Origin of the sequence: Micromonospora sp. CA-249363 (genome assembly GCF_050950185.1) — a bacterium.
GTDB lineage: Bacteria > Actinomycetota > Actinomycetes > Mycobacteriales > Micromonosporaceae > Micromonospora.
Genome location: NZ_CP192020.1, coordinates 2917596 through 2930560, shown reverse-complemented (window position 1 = coordinate 2930560; position 12965 = coordinate 2917596). Strand labels below are relative to the sequence as shown.

General features: G+C 71.5%; 16 protein-coding genes. 4 read left to right on the top strand and 12 right to left on the bottom strand.

The genetic code is table 11. The features are described 5' to 3' along the window. Nucleotides 1-83 precede the first annotated feature (83 nt). Nucleotides 84-1532 carry a M20/M25/M40 family metallo-hydrolase gene (locus ACQPZK_RS13470; RefSeq protein ID WP_433538619.1) on the top strand — a complete coding sequence of 483 codons (1449 nt, stop codon included), beginning with the start codon at nucleotides 84-86 and terminating at the stop codon, nucleotides 1530-1532. A 132-nt stretch (nucleotides 1533-1664) separates the two neighbouring features. Here the strand turns inward: ACQPZK_RS13470 and ACQPZK_RS13465 are convergent, their stop codons facing one another. The 4 genes from ACQPZK_RS13465 to ACQPZK_RS13450 all read right to left on the bottom strand — a co-directional run bounded on the left by ACQPZK_RS13465 (nucleotide 1665) and on the right by ACQPZK_RS13450 (nucleotide 4742). Next, nucleotides 1665-2231, bottom strand: coding sequence for a GNAT family N-acetyltransferase (locus tag ACQPZK_RS13465; protein ID WP_433538618.1), 567 nt, complete (start codon nucleotides 2229-2231; stop codon nucleotides 1665-1667). A gap of 420 nt (nucleotides 2232-2651) precedes the next feature. After that, the gene (locus tag ACQPZK_RS13460) at nucleotides 2652-3368 is read right to left on the bottom strand and encodes a VOC family protein (protein ID WP_433539197.1); all 717 of its coding nucleotides are present in this window, start codon (nucleotides 3366-3368) and stop codon (nucleotides 2652-2654) included. Nucleotides 3369-3777: 409 nt separating this feature from the next. Then, nucleotides 3778-3966: a DUF397 domain-containing protein gene (locus tag ACQPZK_RS13455; protein ID WP_433538617.1), complete on the bottom strand. Its 189-nt coding sequence runs from the start codon at nucleotides 3964-3966 to the stop codon at nucleotides 3778-3780. Continuing rightward, nucleotides 3957-4742 carry a helix-turn-helix domain-containing protein gene (locus ACQPZK_RS13450; RefSeq protein ID WP_433538616.1) on the bottom strand — a complete coding sequence of 262 codons (786 nt, stop codon included), beginning with the start codon at nucleotides 4740-4742 and terminating at the stop codon, nucleotides 3957-3959. The genes ACQPZK_RS13455 and ACQPZK_RS13450 overlap by 10 nt, the downstream gene beginning before the upstream one ends. Nucleotides 4743-4964: 222 nt before the next feature. On the opposite strand from ACQPZK_RS13450, the gene ACQPZK_RS13445 reads away from it, so the two are divergent. Then, the gene (locus ACQPZK_RS13445; RefSeq protein WP_422739949.1) at nucleotides 4965-5258 is read left to right on the top strand and encodes a hypothetical protein; all 294 of its coding nucleotides are present in this window, start codon (nucleotides 4965-4967) and stop codon (nucleotides 5256-5258) included. On the opposite strand, the gene ACQPZK_RS13440 is transcribed toward ACQPZK_RS13445, so the two are convergent. From ACQPZK_RS13440 to ACQPZK_RS13410, 7 genes are all read right to left on the bottom strand, one after another. After that, entirely contained in the window at nucleotides 5242-5649 is a 408-nt protein-coding gene (locus ACQPZK_RS13440; protein WP_433538615.1) for a hypothetical protein, read from the bottom strand. The genes ACQPZK_RS13445 and ACQPZK_RS13440 overlap by 17 nt on opposite strands. Before the next feature lie 73 nt (nucleotides 5650-5722). Continuing rightward, complete coding sequence (locus ACQPZK_RS13435) at nucleotides 5723-6898, bottom strand: alginate lyase family protein (RefSeq protein ID WP_433538614.1); 1176 nt, start codon at nucleotides 6896-6898, stop codon at nucleotides 5723-5725. 163 nt (nucleotides 6899-7061) lie between these two features. Continuing rightward, entirely contained in the window at nucleotides 7062-7355 is a 294-nt protein-coding gene (locus ACQPZK_RS13430) for a DUF6510 family protein (protein WP_433538613.1), read from the bottom strand. A 39-nt stretch (nucleotides 7356-7394) separates the two neighbouring features. Beyond that, nucleotides 7395-8159 (bottom strand): ferredoxin reductase, encoded by a 765-nt coding sequence (locus ACQPZK_RS13425; protein WP_433539196.1) that lies wholly within the window; start codon nucleotides 8157-8159, stop codon nucleotides 7395-7397. Nucleotides 8160-8166: 7 nt separating this feature from the next. Then, a complete protein-coding gene (locus ACQPZK_RS13420) occupies nucleotides 8167-8766 on the bottom strand; it encodes a sulfite oxidase-like oxidoreductase (protein ID WP_355233205.1) in 600 nt (199 codons plus the stop codon). Nucleotides 8767-8841: 75 nt separating this feature from the next. Continuing rightward, complete coding sequence (locus ACQPZK_RS13415) at nucleotides 8842-9864, bottom strand: TerC/Alx family metal homeostasis membrane protein (RefSeq protein WP_433538612.1); 1023 nt, start codon at nucleotides 9862-9864, stop codon at nucleotides 8842-8844. 208 nt (nucleotides 9865-10072) lie between these two features. After that, nucleotides 10073-10483: a DUF2267 domain-containing protein gene (locus ACQPZK_RS13410; protein WP_355052331.1), complete on the bottom strand. Its 411-nt coding sequence runs from the start codon at nucleotides 10481-10483 to the stop codon at nucleotides 10073-10075. Nucleotides 10484-10641: 158 nt separating this feature from the next. Between ACQPZK_RS13410 and ACQPZK_RS13405 the strand changes: the two genes are divergently transcribed. Further along, nucleotides 10642-10929, top strand: coding sequence for a DUF2795 domain-containing protein (locus ACQPZK_RS13405; RefSeq protein WP_433538611.1), 288 nt, complete (start codon nucleotides 10642-10644; stop codon nucleotides 10927-10929). A 42-nt stretch (nucleotides 10930-10971) separates the two neighbouring features. Then, nucleotides 10972-11640, top strand: a complete 669-nt coding sequence (locus ACQPZK_RS13400; protein ID WP_433538610.1) for a DUF1345 domain-containing protein — start codon at nucleotides 10972-10974, stop codon at nucleotides 11638-11640. A 265-nt stretch (nucleotides 11641-11905) separates the two neighbouring features. Here the strand turns inward: ACQPZK_RS13400 and ACQPZK_RS13395 are convergent, their stop codons facing one another. Then, entirely contained in the window at nucleotides 11906-12877 is a 972-nt protein-coding gene (locus tag ACQPZK_RS13395) for a pirin family protein (protein ID WP_433538609.1), read from the bottom strand. Nucleotides 12878-12965: the final 88 nt, after the last annotated feature.

Genomic DNA, 12965 nt, shown 5'->3' with positions numbered 1-12965 from the left:
ATCACCCGGATCTGGTGAAAGCTCCCGCACATCCACATCCAACGATATGGACAAACGCCACTATCGATGGGCAGGATGCCGGAATGGGATCAGACGACACCGGCGAGCGGCCCACGAGGCCGACCCGCCGTACCTTCCTGTCCGCCTCCGCCGCCGTCACCGCGGCGACCGCCGCCACCGTCGCGGTGCCCTCGCTGGCCGCGCCCGCCGCTGCCGATCCCGGGCCCGCCGGCCCCGGACGCCCGGCCCACCCCCAGCGACCCGACCGCGAACTGCGCGACCTGCTGCGCCAGGTCGACCCGCGCCGGATCGAGGCGATCGTGCGCCGCCTGGCCGCGTTCGGCACCCGGCACACCCTCTCCAGCCAGGACGACCCCGAGCGGGGCATCGGCGCGGCCCGGGACTGGATCCACGCCCGCATGCAGGAGTACGCGGCCACCTCCGGCGGCCGGATGACGGTCGAGCTCCAGTCGTACGTCCAGCAGCCCGCGTCGCGGATCCCCACCGCCACCCGGATCACCAACGTCGTGGCGACCCTGCGCGGCGAGACGTCGCCGAACCGCACGTACGTGGTCACGGGTCACTACGACTCCCGCGTCACCGACGTGATGGACGCCGTCAGCGACGCACCCGGAGCCGACGACGACGCCTCGGGCGTGGCCGTGGTGCTGGAGCTGGCCCGCCTGCTGGCCACCCGGCCGACGGCCGCCACCATCGTGTTCGCCGCGGTGGCCGCCGAGGAGCAGGGCCTGTACGGCTCGGCGTACCTGGCCGCGCAGCTCAAGGCGGCCGGCGCGGACGTGCAGGGCATGTTCAGCGACGACATCGTGGGCAGCAGCACCGCCGACGACGGCGCCCGCGACCCGTACACCGTGCGGCTGTTCGCCGAGGGCGTGCCGACGGCGGAGACGCCCGCGGAGGCCACCACCCGCCAGTCCGTCGGCGGCGAGAACGACTCGCCGTCGCGCCAGCTCGCCCGGTTCGTCCGGGACGTGGCGGACAACGACGCGACCGGCATGCGGGTACGGGTGATCTACCGGCGGGACCGCTACCTGCGCGGCAGCGACCACATCTCGTTCCTGCGCGAGGGCTGGCCGGCGGCGCGGTTCACCGAGCCGAACGAGGACTTCGCCCACCAGCACCAGGACGTACGCGTGCAGGACGGCAAGCAGTTCGGTGACCTGCCCGAATTCTGCGACTTCGCGTACATCGCGCGGGTGGCGAGGGTGAACGGCGCGGCGCTCTGGTCCCTGGCCCAGGCCCCCGGTACGCCCAAGGGCGCCATCATCGTGACCACCGACCTGACCAACAACACGACGCTGCGCTGGCAGCGCGGCGACGAGCCGGACCTGGCCGGCTACGAGGTGGTGTGGCGGGAGACCACCGCCGCCGAGTGGCAGCGGGTGATCGGGGTCGGTGACGTCACCGAGGTCAGCATCGACCTGTCCAAGGACAACGTCTTCTTCGGCATCCGCGCGATCAACCGAGCGGGCCTCCGCAGCCCGGTAGCCTTCCCCCGCCCCGGCGCCTAACCCGGCCCCCTCCCCCGCCCGCCCTGGCCCCGTCCGCCTTGGCCCCGCCCGCCTTGGCCCCGCCCGCTTTCGCCCCGTTGATCATGAAGTTATCGTCATCCGCCTCGGCGTGTCGTGACGCTAACTTCATGATCACGCGGGAGGTGGGGTGGGGGTGGGAGGGGTGGGGGTGGTCGGTGGGGTGGGGGCGGTGATCGCCCAGCGTTCGTGGTCGCGCCAGGCGCCGTCGATGAACAGGTAGTCCGGGGAGAAGCCCTCCAGGCGGAAGCCGAGCTTGCGGGCGACCCGGCGGGACGGCTCGTTGCCCGGCTGGATGTTCGCCTCCAACCGGTGCAGTCCGACGCTGGTGAACGCGTGGTCGATGACCAGCGCGATGCCCGCCGAGGCGTGCCCGGTGCCGCTGTACGGTTCGAACGCCGCGTACCCCAGGTAGCCACCGCGCAGCGCGCCCAGAACGATGCCGCTGATGTTCACGTAGCCGGCGATCTCGCCGCTGGCCCGGTCGCAGATCAGGTAGCCGGCGCTGTCGCGGCGGCGGATGCGGGCGAGGTATCGGTCGTACTCCTCGGCGGTGGCCGGCGCGGCCAGCCACGGATGGTGCAGGTCCCGACTCCGTCGCACGGCCGCCACGAACTCGTCGACGTCGGTCGGCCGGGGTCGCCGGATCGCGGCGGGACCACCGCTGCGCAGGTATCTCACGGCGGACCACTCTGACGACCGGCGGGACGGTTGTCCAACCGCCCGCCGTCACCAGCGCGAGGACGCCAGGACCGGTCGGCAGCGGTCACCGTCGGTCACCTCTGCCGGGGACGACGCGACGGTGAGCGGTATACCTCAGAGGTATGAATATGCCGCTGAGGTATACCGCTGCTTGACACATCGGCCTGGCGGGGCCCGGACCGCAACCGTGGCCGGTGCCAGCACCTCGGCATCGGTCGGCGTCGGCGGACATCCGGCCCCCGGCGGCAGGTCAACAGCTCGGCATCGGTCGACGCCGACGGACGCCCGGCCCCTGACGGCAGGTCAACAGCTCGGCATCGATCGGCGTCGACGGACGCCCGGCCCCTGACGGCAGGTCAACAGCTCGGCATCGGTCCGGCGTCGGCGGCCGTCCGCCTCTCAGCGGGGCGTCAGCAGCCGGAAGTGGGTGCCGTCGGGGTCGGCGAGCACCACCGCGCCGGCCTGGTCGGTGTCGACCAGAGTGGCGCCGAGGGAGAGCAGACGGTCGACCTCCGCCTTCCGGTCGCCGTCGCCGCTGACCGCCAGGTCGAACGTCACCCGGTCCCGATCGCCCCGGGGCATCAGGGGCGGACCACCCCAGGTGATCTTCGGGCCGCCCAGGGGCGACTGAATGGCGGTCTCCTCGTCCTGGTCCCAGACGAGCGGCCAGCCGAGCGCCTCGCTCCAGAAGTAGCCGACGGCCTGCGAACCGTCGCAGGAGACATCCCCGAGGTAGCCGCAGCCGGCGAGGAACTTGTTGCCCGGGCCGAGGACGCAGAACTCGTTACCCTCGGGATCGGCGAGCACCACGTGGTCGTCGTTCGGGTCCTGGCCGATGTCGATGTGCCGCGCGCCCAACTCCAGGGCACGGTCGATCGTCTGCTGCTGGTGCTCCAGCGACTCGCTGGTCAGCTCGATGTGCCCCCGGTTCTGCAGGACCTTCGGTTCGGGGATCGCGGGAAAGCGCAGCCGGAAGCCGGTCTTGTCGTCGGGCAGCACCAGGGCGCCGTCGCGCGGGTCGTCGATCAGCTCCCGACCGAGGATCGCGGACCAGAACCGCGCTACGACGAGGGGGTCGTTGGCACCGAAACTCACGGCGAACAGGTCACTGGCCATCGTCGCGCTCATCTCCGATCCGGGGAGGTCGAGGCCCAGTCGGCCCAGGGACCGGAAGCCTACGAGCGGCCCAGCGTCACGCGCACCCGATTAATCGACGCCGAGCGACGCGAGGCCAGGGTGATCCACGAGGCGGGGCGACGCCAGGCCAACCCACGACGCCGGCCGGTGCCGGTGCCGCGTGCCGGTGCCGGTGCCGCGTGCCGGTGCCGCGTGCCGCGTGCCGGTGCCGCGTGCCGCGTGCCGCGTGCCGCGTGCCGCGTGCCGGGATGATCCACTCGACATCGCTGATGTCGGGGTATCCCGGACGCTCGGACACCCCGACATCGGTGAAACGGAGTCGATCATGGAGCCGGTCGAGCCGGTCGAGCTAGTCGAGCAGCCGCGCCGGCGGGCGTCGACGTAGGGATCAGTGGCGCTTGGCGAAGGTCACGAAGGCGCGCCAGGCGGCCGGGTCGACGACCAGCACCGGGCCGGCCGGGTCCTTGCTGTCGCGGACGCCCACCAAGCCCGGCAGGTTGCCCGCGACCTCGACACAGTCGCCCTGATTGCCGCTGCTGCGGGTGCTCTTGCGCCAGATCGCGCCGGTCAGGTCCATGCCTTCGCCGCCTCCGTGATCGCGTCGAGGGTCTGCCGGTGCGACATCGCCTCGGCCCGTACCGATTCCCACGACTGCCGCAGCGATAGTACGTCGGCGGTCCGCTCGATGACCGTCCCCTGTAGAGGATTGTCCAGGTAGGCCACGTCTTCCCCGTCGGTCGGCGTGGCGATCACGAAGGCCCCGTTGAGGCCGGGATAGGCGCCCACACTGCGAGGTACGAGGTGCAGGTGCACCCGTGGCCGCTGACCGACCTCAAGCAGGTGCTGTAGTTGCTCGCGCATGACCACCGGCCCGCCCACGGGCCTCTCCAACACGGTGTGATCGAGCACCGCGACGAAGAGCGGTGGCTGCTCACGAGTCAGGATCTCCTGCCGCCGCAGCCGCGCGGCGACCGGCTGATCCAACTGATGATCCGCAAGCTGACTTGCGCCGGAATAGAGAGCCCGCGCATAGCCCTCGGTTTGCAGCAGCCCCGGCAGCACCAGCGGCTGGAACGAGCGTAGCGCCGTCGCCTCCTGCTCGATCGTCACCCACTCGCGGAACCACGGCATGACCGACTCGCGGATCATCGTCTCGCGGATGCGCAGCAGCAGGCCGTCGGCGTCCAGCACGCGGTCGCTGCGCTCGGTGAACTCCAGTCGGGGCGGACGCCGGCACTGCTCGACGGCCGCGACGAGCGACGCCGAGTAATTGATGCGCTCGCTCAACGCCTCCTGCGACAGTCCGGCGACCGTGCGCAGCCGACGCAGCTCGCCGGCGAACAGCTCCAGCATGGGCAAACGATCCACTGCACACCTCTGCACACCGGGGGCGTCTGACACGTACATCGGCGCTGGTGGGACTCGCGCGCCTTCCGACAGTAGCGGCCCTGTCAGCAGACTGTCACGTAGCGGAACCGCCCGGCCCGGCCGACCGACGGGCGGAACCGAACGAGCTGCCGCCGCGAACCCCCGTACCGCGGCGGCCCCTCCCCCACCTGTGAAGGAGCGTGAATCATGGTGACCTCACCGCCCGTGCCGACCGGCACACCGCCGCACACGCCGCTGCGTCCGATGTGGTGCTGCCGGGCGTGCGGTGGCCCGTGGCCCTGCCCGACCGCCCGGCTGGTGCTCAAGGCCGAACACGAGCACGACCTGATCGGCCTGTCGATCTACCTGTGCGGGCAACTGCACGAGGCGATCCGGGACCTCTACCGGCTCAATCCCGACGAGGCGCCCGCGCCGCAGGCCATGTTCGCGCGGTTCGTCGGCTGGACCCCGTACCGCCGCCCGCTCATCGCGCCGGACTGAACCAGCGGGCCAGCCACGGGGTGAGCGCGACGAGCGCGACGGCGAGGGCGGTGATGACGGCCTGCCCGATCCGGCCCGGGGTGACGCCACCGGCGGGGTCGAGCACGTAGTTGGCGTACCCGTTGGCGGCAGCGTCCGTCACCAGCACCGCGCCGCCCAGCGCGAGCCCCGCCGCCCGGCGGGCCGCGAGCAACAGCGCCGCCAACGGATCCCACAGGGTCAGGGACGCGAAGTAGACCGCGAGCCAGCCGGGCAGCGCGAGCTGCGGCCGGAGACCGGGGACGAACAACTGGAGTACGTGCACGACGCCGCCGTACGCGAAGACCAGCACCGCCGCCGACACGACCAGCCGAACCCGCAGGGGAACGCCGCGCCACAGACCGGTGCTCATCACGCCAGTCTGCCGCTGGCGCGGCCGGGCCTCGACACAGGGCCATCCCCGTGTCGAGGACCGGAAGCGCCGGCTACGCCGGGTTGTTCGCGTGGGTCAGGGTTTCCCAGGCCACGAAGAGGTTGTTCGTGCCCTGGGGACGCTTGCGCTCGGTGTAGCTCTGGGTGTTGGCCATGCCGATGCCCATCCGGTTGTGCAGCGCGTTGAAGCCGACCTCGGTGATCGGGCCGAGGCCGAGGACGACCGAGCCGCCGCACACGCTCGACGGGACGGCGGTGCCGTTCTCGAACTTGGTGTGGAAGCCGAGCGCGTGGCGCAGCCGGTCCTGGAGTTCTGGGTAGAGGTCGCCACCCTGGATGCGGGTGGTCTCGGCGACGTGCGAGATGGCGGAGATGCTGTAGCCGGTGTGGACCCAGTCGCGGCAGGTCTCCTGCGCGTGGCCGTCGGTGTAGGTGGCCTGGCCGTGCCAGCGGGAGACGAGTTCGGCGGGCGTGTCGACGCTGGTGGCCGGCGGGTACAGGGGTCGGACACCGTCCGCGGCGATGTAGATGGACGCGGCGGCCGCGGCCCGGAACCGGGCGAGCGCGCGATCGTACGACGTGCGGTCCTCGAGGAAGATCGAGATGCCGATGGCCGCCTCGGCGAGGGTCAGGTCCCAGTTGCTGGTGCGGGAGTCACCGGCGATGACCACGGGCAGATAGACGTTGCGCAGCATGGTCGCGAACCGCGCCTGGTTGGGCCAGTTGCCGTACGTGTATCGGATGATCTCGGCGGCGCGCGGCCACACCGAGCCGGCCCAGCCGGTCTGCAACGGGGCGTTGGAGTTGGTGTGCCGCTGGATCGTGGCGGACCAGGCGTCCATCAGGGCGATCGACTTCTGCGCGTACGCCGAGTTGCCGGTGATGTACCAGGCCAGCGCGTCGGTGTACGCGGCGATGGCGTCCTCGCGCTCGTCCGTGCAGCCGTAGTTCGGGTTGGACGTCGGACCGCACTCGACGGTCGCCCGCGGCGCGGGGACCCGGGACAGCGAGGCGTACCGGCTGCCCATCATCTGGTTGTAGGCGTTGCGCCACGGCTGCTCGCCGGCCTGCACCTTGGCCTTGACGAAGTCGAGCTGCGGCCGGCTGACCAGCACGCCGGGGTGGGTGAACGTGGCCGGAGCAGCCTGGGCGCTCGGGGGTGCGGTGGTGGTCACCGCGCCGGCGGCGAGCGCGATGACCACCGCCAGGAGTACGCGTCGACAGCGCATGGGGGATCTCCTCAGTACGGGTGGAGGAATAGACAACTGTCTTAACAGTTGACGGACATCCGACCCCATACCGGGAAAGCGGGCAAGAAGACATCGATAAATTCAAGACTATGAAAAATGAAGTATTTATCCACTTTCAAGCGCTCACCCCGACCCCACCTCGTCAGAGCGGCTCGGGAAGTACCTGCTCCATCGGCATCGGCACCTGGAGGTAGGTGACGCCGCGCATGTCGAGCCAGGCGCGATCGGGCCCGCGCACCAGCCGTACCATCACCGACTCGCAGGACGGGCAGCGGCCGACCAGACCCGGGGCGTGCGAGTAGACGTGCAGGCTGGCCATCGAGCCGGTCATCCCGCAGTTCTCGCAGCGGCCCTGCGCGGTGCTCAGGTCGACGGCGAACAGCTCGCGCAGCGGGCCGTCGAGCATGTTGCCGTCCAGGTACGACATGTTGGTCATCGGATCTCCTCGACAAGACGGTGAGCGGCGGGCGCGCTCTCAGCCGGTGGGGCCGAAGCGCTCGGTCCTGATCCGCCGCGACGGGTGGCCCAGCCCCACCAGCAGGTCGGCGACGGCCTCCACGAAACCGGTCGGACCGCAGACGTACGTGAGCGGTTGCAGGTCCGGCGGCCACCCGTGCGTGTTGACGTCGGCGAGGCCGAGCCGGTGCGGCTCGCCACGCCAGCCCTCGGGCGCCTCGCGGGTGTAGACGTAGGCCACGTCGAGGCCGAAGTCGTCACGGCCCCGGCGACGCAACTCGTCGGCGTAGATCACGTCCTGCGGCGTCCGTACCGAGTAGATCAGCCGGAACGGCACCTTGCTGCCGACCTCGCGCCGCGAACGGATCATCGCCATCAGCGGCACGATCCCGGAGCCGCCGGCCACGAGCTGCACCGGATCGGTCTGCTCCGGACGCCAGATGAACCAGCCACCGAGCGGTCCGCGGATCTCCACCGGGTCGCCGGCGGCGAAGACATCGATGAGGTACGGGGACACCTCGCCGTCGTGGACCCGCTGGACGGTCACCTCGATGCGCGGACCGCCGGGGCCGTCCACGACCGGCCCGGCGATCGAGTACGACCGGGCGGCCTGGTAGCCGTCCGGCGCGGTCAGGCGCACGTCGACGTGCTGGCCGGGCAGGTGACCCGGCCAGTCGGGCACCTCCAGGACCAGCGTCTGCGCGGACGGCGTCTCCACCCGGCGCTCCACCAGCCGGGCCACCCGCCACTTGATCGGCGCGCGGGCCGGGGTGCCCGTCGCCACGGCCCGCTCAGTCACCCTGGTACCGCTGCTCGCGCCACGGGTCGCCGTAGTCGTGGTACCCGGCGGTCTCCCAGAACCCCGGCTCGTCCATCGTCTTGAGCCGAATGCCGCGCACCCACTTGGCGGATTTCCAGAAGTACAGGTGCGGCACCAGCAGCCGTGCCGGGCCGCCGTGTTCGGCCGGCAGCGGCGCGCCGTCGAAGGTGTGCGCCACCCAGGCCCGGCCGCCGCGCAGGTCGTCCAGCGGCAGGTTGGTCGTGTACCCGCCATAGGAGTGCGCGAGCGCGAAGTGCGCGCCGGTGTCCACACCGTCGAGCAGGGTGTCCAGGGAGACGCCCGTCCAGGTGGTGCCGAGCTTCGACCAGTGGGTGACGCAGTGGATGTCGACGGTCGGCGTCTCCTGCGGAAGCGCCATCAACTCCTGCCACGACCACCGGTACTCACTGCCGTTCTCGGCCGCGATGACGAACTCCCAGGTGTCCAGGGAGACCCGGGGCGTCGGGCCGGCCGAGAGCACCGGAAAGTCCTCGGTCAGGTACTGACCGGGTGGCAGGGCCGGCTCCTGTGATCGGGGCCGACCCTGGAAGCCCGGTGACACGATTCCCATTGCACAGTCGTACCACCCGGACCGGCCGGGCGGGAGCTTTCCCGCGTACCCCCTCGCCGGCCCGGCGCGGCGCGGTCAGCGCCGTTCGGTGACGACCTCGCGCTCGGCGGGCGTGCCGCCCCGGGTGGCCCGCAGGCTGGTGAGGGTGACCACCACCAGCACGCCGATGATCACGCCGAGCGAGGCCAGGGTGGGGATCTGCGGAACGCTCTCCCAGATGCCGTGCGCCCAGTGCAGGCCCAGCTTGAGCCCGATGAAGGCCAGGATGATCGCCAGGCCGTAGCTGAGATGCACCAGCCGGCTCAGCGCCGCGTGCAGGACGAAGTAGAGCGCCCGCAGGCCGAGCAGGGCGAACGCGTTGGTGGCGAAGACCAGGTACGGGTCCTCGGTGATGCCGTAGACCGCCGGCACCGAGTCGACGGCGAAGACGATGTCGGTGGCCAGCACCGCGACCACCACCAGCGCGAACGGGGTGAGCGCTCGCCGCGCGCCCTCCCGGACGGTCATCCGGGTGCCGTGGTAGTCGTCGACCACCGGCATGACCTTGCGCAGCAGCTTGACCGAGCGCATCTTGTTGATGTCGACCTCCTGCTCGTGCCCGGAGAGGGCGTCGCGCAGCAGCTTCACCGCGGTGGCGATGAGGATGATCGCGAAGAGCAGGAACGCGAAGTCGAGGGTCTGCAACGCCGCCGCGCCGAGGGCGATGAAGACCGCCCGCAGCACCAGGGCGCCCGCGATGCCGTAGAGCAGCACCCGCTGGGCGAGCACGGCCGGCACCGCGAACGCGGCCAGCAACAGCATGAAGACGAAGAGGTTGTCGACCGAGAGGGACTTCTCGACGAGGTAACCCGTCAGGTATTCGATGCCCTGCTGGGAGCCGTAGCGGGCCCAGAGCCACCCGCCGAACGCCAGTGGCAGGGCGATGTAGAAGGTCGACCAGCCGATCGCCTCCCGCATGGACACCTCGTGCGGCTTGCGCGTCACCAGGAAGTCCAGCACCAGCAGGAGCACCACGCCGACGATCGTCACCGCCCAGAGGGTGGGCGTACCGATCGAGGACAGGTCACTCGCCGCGGCCAACGGGGACAATTCGGTCATGGGGTCTCCTCGAACACCGTGTCATGTTCGAGGTCTCCTTCACCCATCACCCGATGGGCAACCACCCGAGGCACGCCGGGCGCGCCGTACTGACCGGAATGGTTCGTGGGAAGTACTCCCCTCGCACGACCAGGTTAGGCCAGGCCGGATCGACACGCCAAGCCGGATGTCGATGGTTGCCCTGGCCAACCGCTGTGTGGCCCCGCCTTCAGGCGCGGCGCAGCGTCGCGCCGGGCGCCATCGCCTGCTCCACGAGGTCCCGGTAGTCACGCGGCAACTGCGTCGCCACGTCGTCGAACTCCCCGCCCGTGATCGCCTCGCGCAGGGTGGTGAAGACCGCCCGGACGGCGTCCCGCGCCGCCGGCTCCTCGACCCGCGCCCGCAACGCCACGCGCGCCACGAACTCGGCCGCCCCGAAGCGGTCCGCCTGCTCGGTGCTCGGGCTCGGCTTGAGCATCAGTTGCAGCGGCTGCGGCAACTGCGCCGCCAGGTCCAGCACCTCGCCGCCGGTCAGCCGCTCGGCGAACGTCTCCAGCACCGCCCGGGTCAACTCGACGGCCTGCTCCGACGACGTACGGGTGCGCTGGGAAACCTGGTCGACGAAGGTGTCGTAGTTCATCGCGTACTCCCTCGGGCGGTGGCTGCGGCGCCTGCGGGTACCCGCGGCGTCGTGGTGGAAACGACGCCGATTTCCCGCACCGACCCGGGCGTGACCCGGCGGCGGACGGGTAACCGCCGCCGGACGTGACCAATCCATGCCCCGAGGGAGCCCCAGACATGGCGAGCTACACGGACGTCCTGCAGTACCTGTCGAGCCTGGACTTCCCGGCCGAGAAGGACGACGTGATCCGCGAGGCCGAACGCGAGGGCGCGCCGCCGGACGTGCTCAAGGCGCTGCGCGCCCTGCCGCCGGTCGACTATGCCAACGGCACCGAGGTGGCCCGCTCGGCCGGCATCGAGGCCGCCCCCGAGGTGGGCCCGGCGCAACACGCGACGTCCCAACGCGCCGCGCAGGCCCGGGACAAGAAGCACAACCGGGTGTCGCAGCACCTGCGCGGCATCTGACCGCGCGGTGGGGGCGTCCGCCGTGGCGAACCGGCGTCGCGGATGACCCGCACCGGTCCGCTGTCACGCCCGCCGGACGGGCACACCCCCGCGGCGACGCAGCTGGTGATCGTGGCGGTGGTCGGCGTCATCGTGGGCAGCGTCTTCGCGCTCACCCTGTCGCCCGCGCTCGCCCCGCTGGCCGGCTGGGACGGCGCCGCCCTGAGCTGGCTGGTGCTGGTGTGGCGCAAGCTCTGGCCGATGGACGCCGCCCGCACCGCCGCACTCGCCGTGCACGAGGACCCCAACCGGGCCATCCGGGACGTGCTGCTGCTGATCGCCTGCCTCGCCAGCCTGCTGGCCGTCGGACTGGTCCTCGCCAGCGCGCACGCCGCGCCACCCGGCATCCGCCAGGACCTGTACGGCGTGCTCGGCGTCCTCAGCGTGGTGCTGTCCTGGCTGGTCGTCCACACCGTCTTCACCGCCCGCTACGCCCGGATCTACTACACGGGCCCGGACGGCGGGGTGAACTTCAACCAGAGCGAGCCGCCCCGCTACTCGGACTTCGCGTACGTGGCGTTCACCGTGGGGGCGACGTTCCAGGTCTCCGACACCAACCTGACCAGCAACGAGATGCGCCGGACGGTGCTGCGGCACTCGATGGTGTCGTACCTGTTCGGCGCGTTCGTCATCGCCGTCACGGTGAACCTGCTGGCGGGGCTGGCACGCTGAGCGCTCGCGCCCGGATGCGTCACGGGCGGGGCTCGCCGGGACAGGCGGGCGCCCCTTGGCCACGAACCGCGACCGGGGGCGCCACGCAGGCCTGCCCAGGCGGTGAACCACGTCCGAACCGGTCGCGGCCACCAGGCGGTGGATGCCCGCCCGAACCGAGCGGTCAGCACTGCCGGGTACAACCATACGACAGAACATCCTCCGTACGGTCAGTTTTTGCGGAACTGTGGGCCAGCCCACGTCCAGGTCAAACCCGTCGGTGCCGTCAGCCGTGCAGGCCGCCGGTGCGGTCACGGGCCTTGAGCCGGGTGGTCGGCAGAGCGGGCGCCGGCAGCGGCGACGCCGCGTCGTCGGCCACCACGCCGAACCGCCGACCGGCCATCCAGTCCTCCCGCGCCGTGGCGATCTCCTCGTGCGAGCGGCCCACGAAGTTCCACCACATGACCAGGGGCTCCTCGAACGGCGTACCGCCCAGCAGCAGGAGCCGCGCCCCCGCCCCGCCGCGCACGGTCAGCTCACTGCGACCCGTACCCAGGTAGAGCAGCGCCCCCGGCTCGAACCCCACCCCGGCGGCCTCGGCCGCGCCGGACATCGCCAGCAGGGCGTACTCGAAGTCGGGTCGCAACGACAGCGTGGTCGGCGCCGAACCGCCCAGCTCGAGCTGCACGCCCACCAGCGGGGTATGCACCACCGCCGGCGAGCGCTGCCCGGCGAACTCGCCCACCAGCAACGTCACGTCGACCTCGCCGTCACGCCAGCGCGGCAGGTCGGCGTGGTGCGCGAAGTCGGCCGCGCCGGCCCGCGCCGGGTCCGGCAGCGCCACCCACAGCTGGACGCCGTGCATCACCGGCGGGTGCGTGGCCGGCGACCGCTCCGAGTGGGCGATACCGTGCCCCGAGGTCATCACGTTCAGCTGGCCCGGTCGGATCGCCTGGACGTTGCCGAGGCTGTCCCGGTGGATGATCTCGCCGTCGAGCAGCCAGGTCACCGTCTGAAGGCCCGTGTGCGGGTGCGGCGGCACCTCCATGCCGGGCCGCTGCGCCACGTCGTCCGGGCCGAAATGGTCCACGAAGCACCACGCGCCGACCATCCGTCGGGGCCGCTGCGGCAGCAGACGCCGCACCGTCGTGTACCGCCCCAGCGGCACGTCGTGGCCCGGCAGCAGCACGCTGCCGGGATCGACGTCGGCCACGCCGGGAGGTCGGGTCTGCGCCAGCATCGATTCGGTACGCTCCACCGCCCGACTGTACGCTCGCACGCTCCCCCGACAGCGGCGCTTCCGATCCGGGGTGACCGCCACCTCAGCCCGCGCGGGCGTCCCGGCT

Coding starts and splice junctions, on each gene's coding strand:
- ACQPZK_RS13460 (WP_433539197.1), bottom strand. CDS start 3,368: ATGGCCAGTGACCTGTTCGCCGTGAGTTTCGGTGCCAACGACCCCCTC.
- ACQPZK_RS13455 (WP_433538617.1), bottom strand. CDS start 3,966: ATGGACCTGACCGGCGCGATCTGGCGCAAGAGCACCCGCAGCAGCGGC.
- ACQPZK_RS13470 (WP_433538619.1), top strand. CDS start 84: ATGGGATCAGACGACACCGGCGAGCGGCCCACGAGGCCGACCCGCCGT.
- ACQPZK_RS13415 (WP_433538612.1), bottom strand. CDS start 9,864: ATGACCGAATTGTCCCCGTTGGCCGCGGCGAGTGACCTGTCCTCGATC.
- ACQPZK_RS13410 (WP_355052331.1), bottom strand. CDS start 10,483: ATGAACTACGACACCTTCGTCGACCAGGTTTCCCAGCGCACCCGTACG.
- ACQPZK_RS13440 (WP_433538615.1), bottom strand. CDS start 5,649: ATGAGCACCGGTCTGTGGCGCGGCGTTCCCCTGCGGGTTCGGCTGGTC.
- ACQPZK_RS13430 (WP_433538613.1), bottom strand. CDS start 7,355: ATGACCAACATGTCGTACCTGGACGGCAACATGCTCGACGGCCCGCTG.
- ACQPZK_RS13405 (WP_433538611.1), top strand. CDS start 10,642: ATGGCGAGCTACACGGACGTCCTGCAGTACCTGTCGAGCCTGGACTTC.
- ACQPZK_RS13420 (WP_355233205.1), bottom strand. CDS start 8,766: ATGGGAATCGTGTCACCGGGCTTCCAGGGTCGGCCCCGATCACAGGAG.
- ACQPZK_RS13445 (WP_422739949.1), top strand. CDS start 4,965: ATGGTGACCTCACCGCCCGTGCCGACCGGCACACCGCCGCACACGCCG.
- ACQPZK_RS13400 (WP_433538610.1), top strand. CDS start 10,972: ATGACCCGCACCGGTCCGCTGTCACGCCCGCCGGACGGGCACACCCCC.
- ACQPZK_RS13435 (WP_433538614.1), bottom strand. CDS start 6,898: ATGCGCTGTCGACGCGTACTCCTGGCGGTGGTCATCGCGCTCGCCGCC.
- ACQPZK_RS13450 (WP_433538616.1), bottom strand. CDS start 4,742: ATGCTGGAGCTGTTCGCCGGCGAGCTGCGTCGGCTGCGCACGGTCGCC.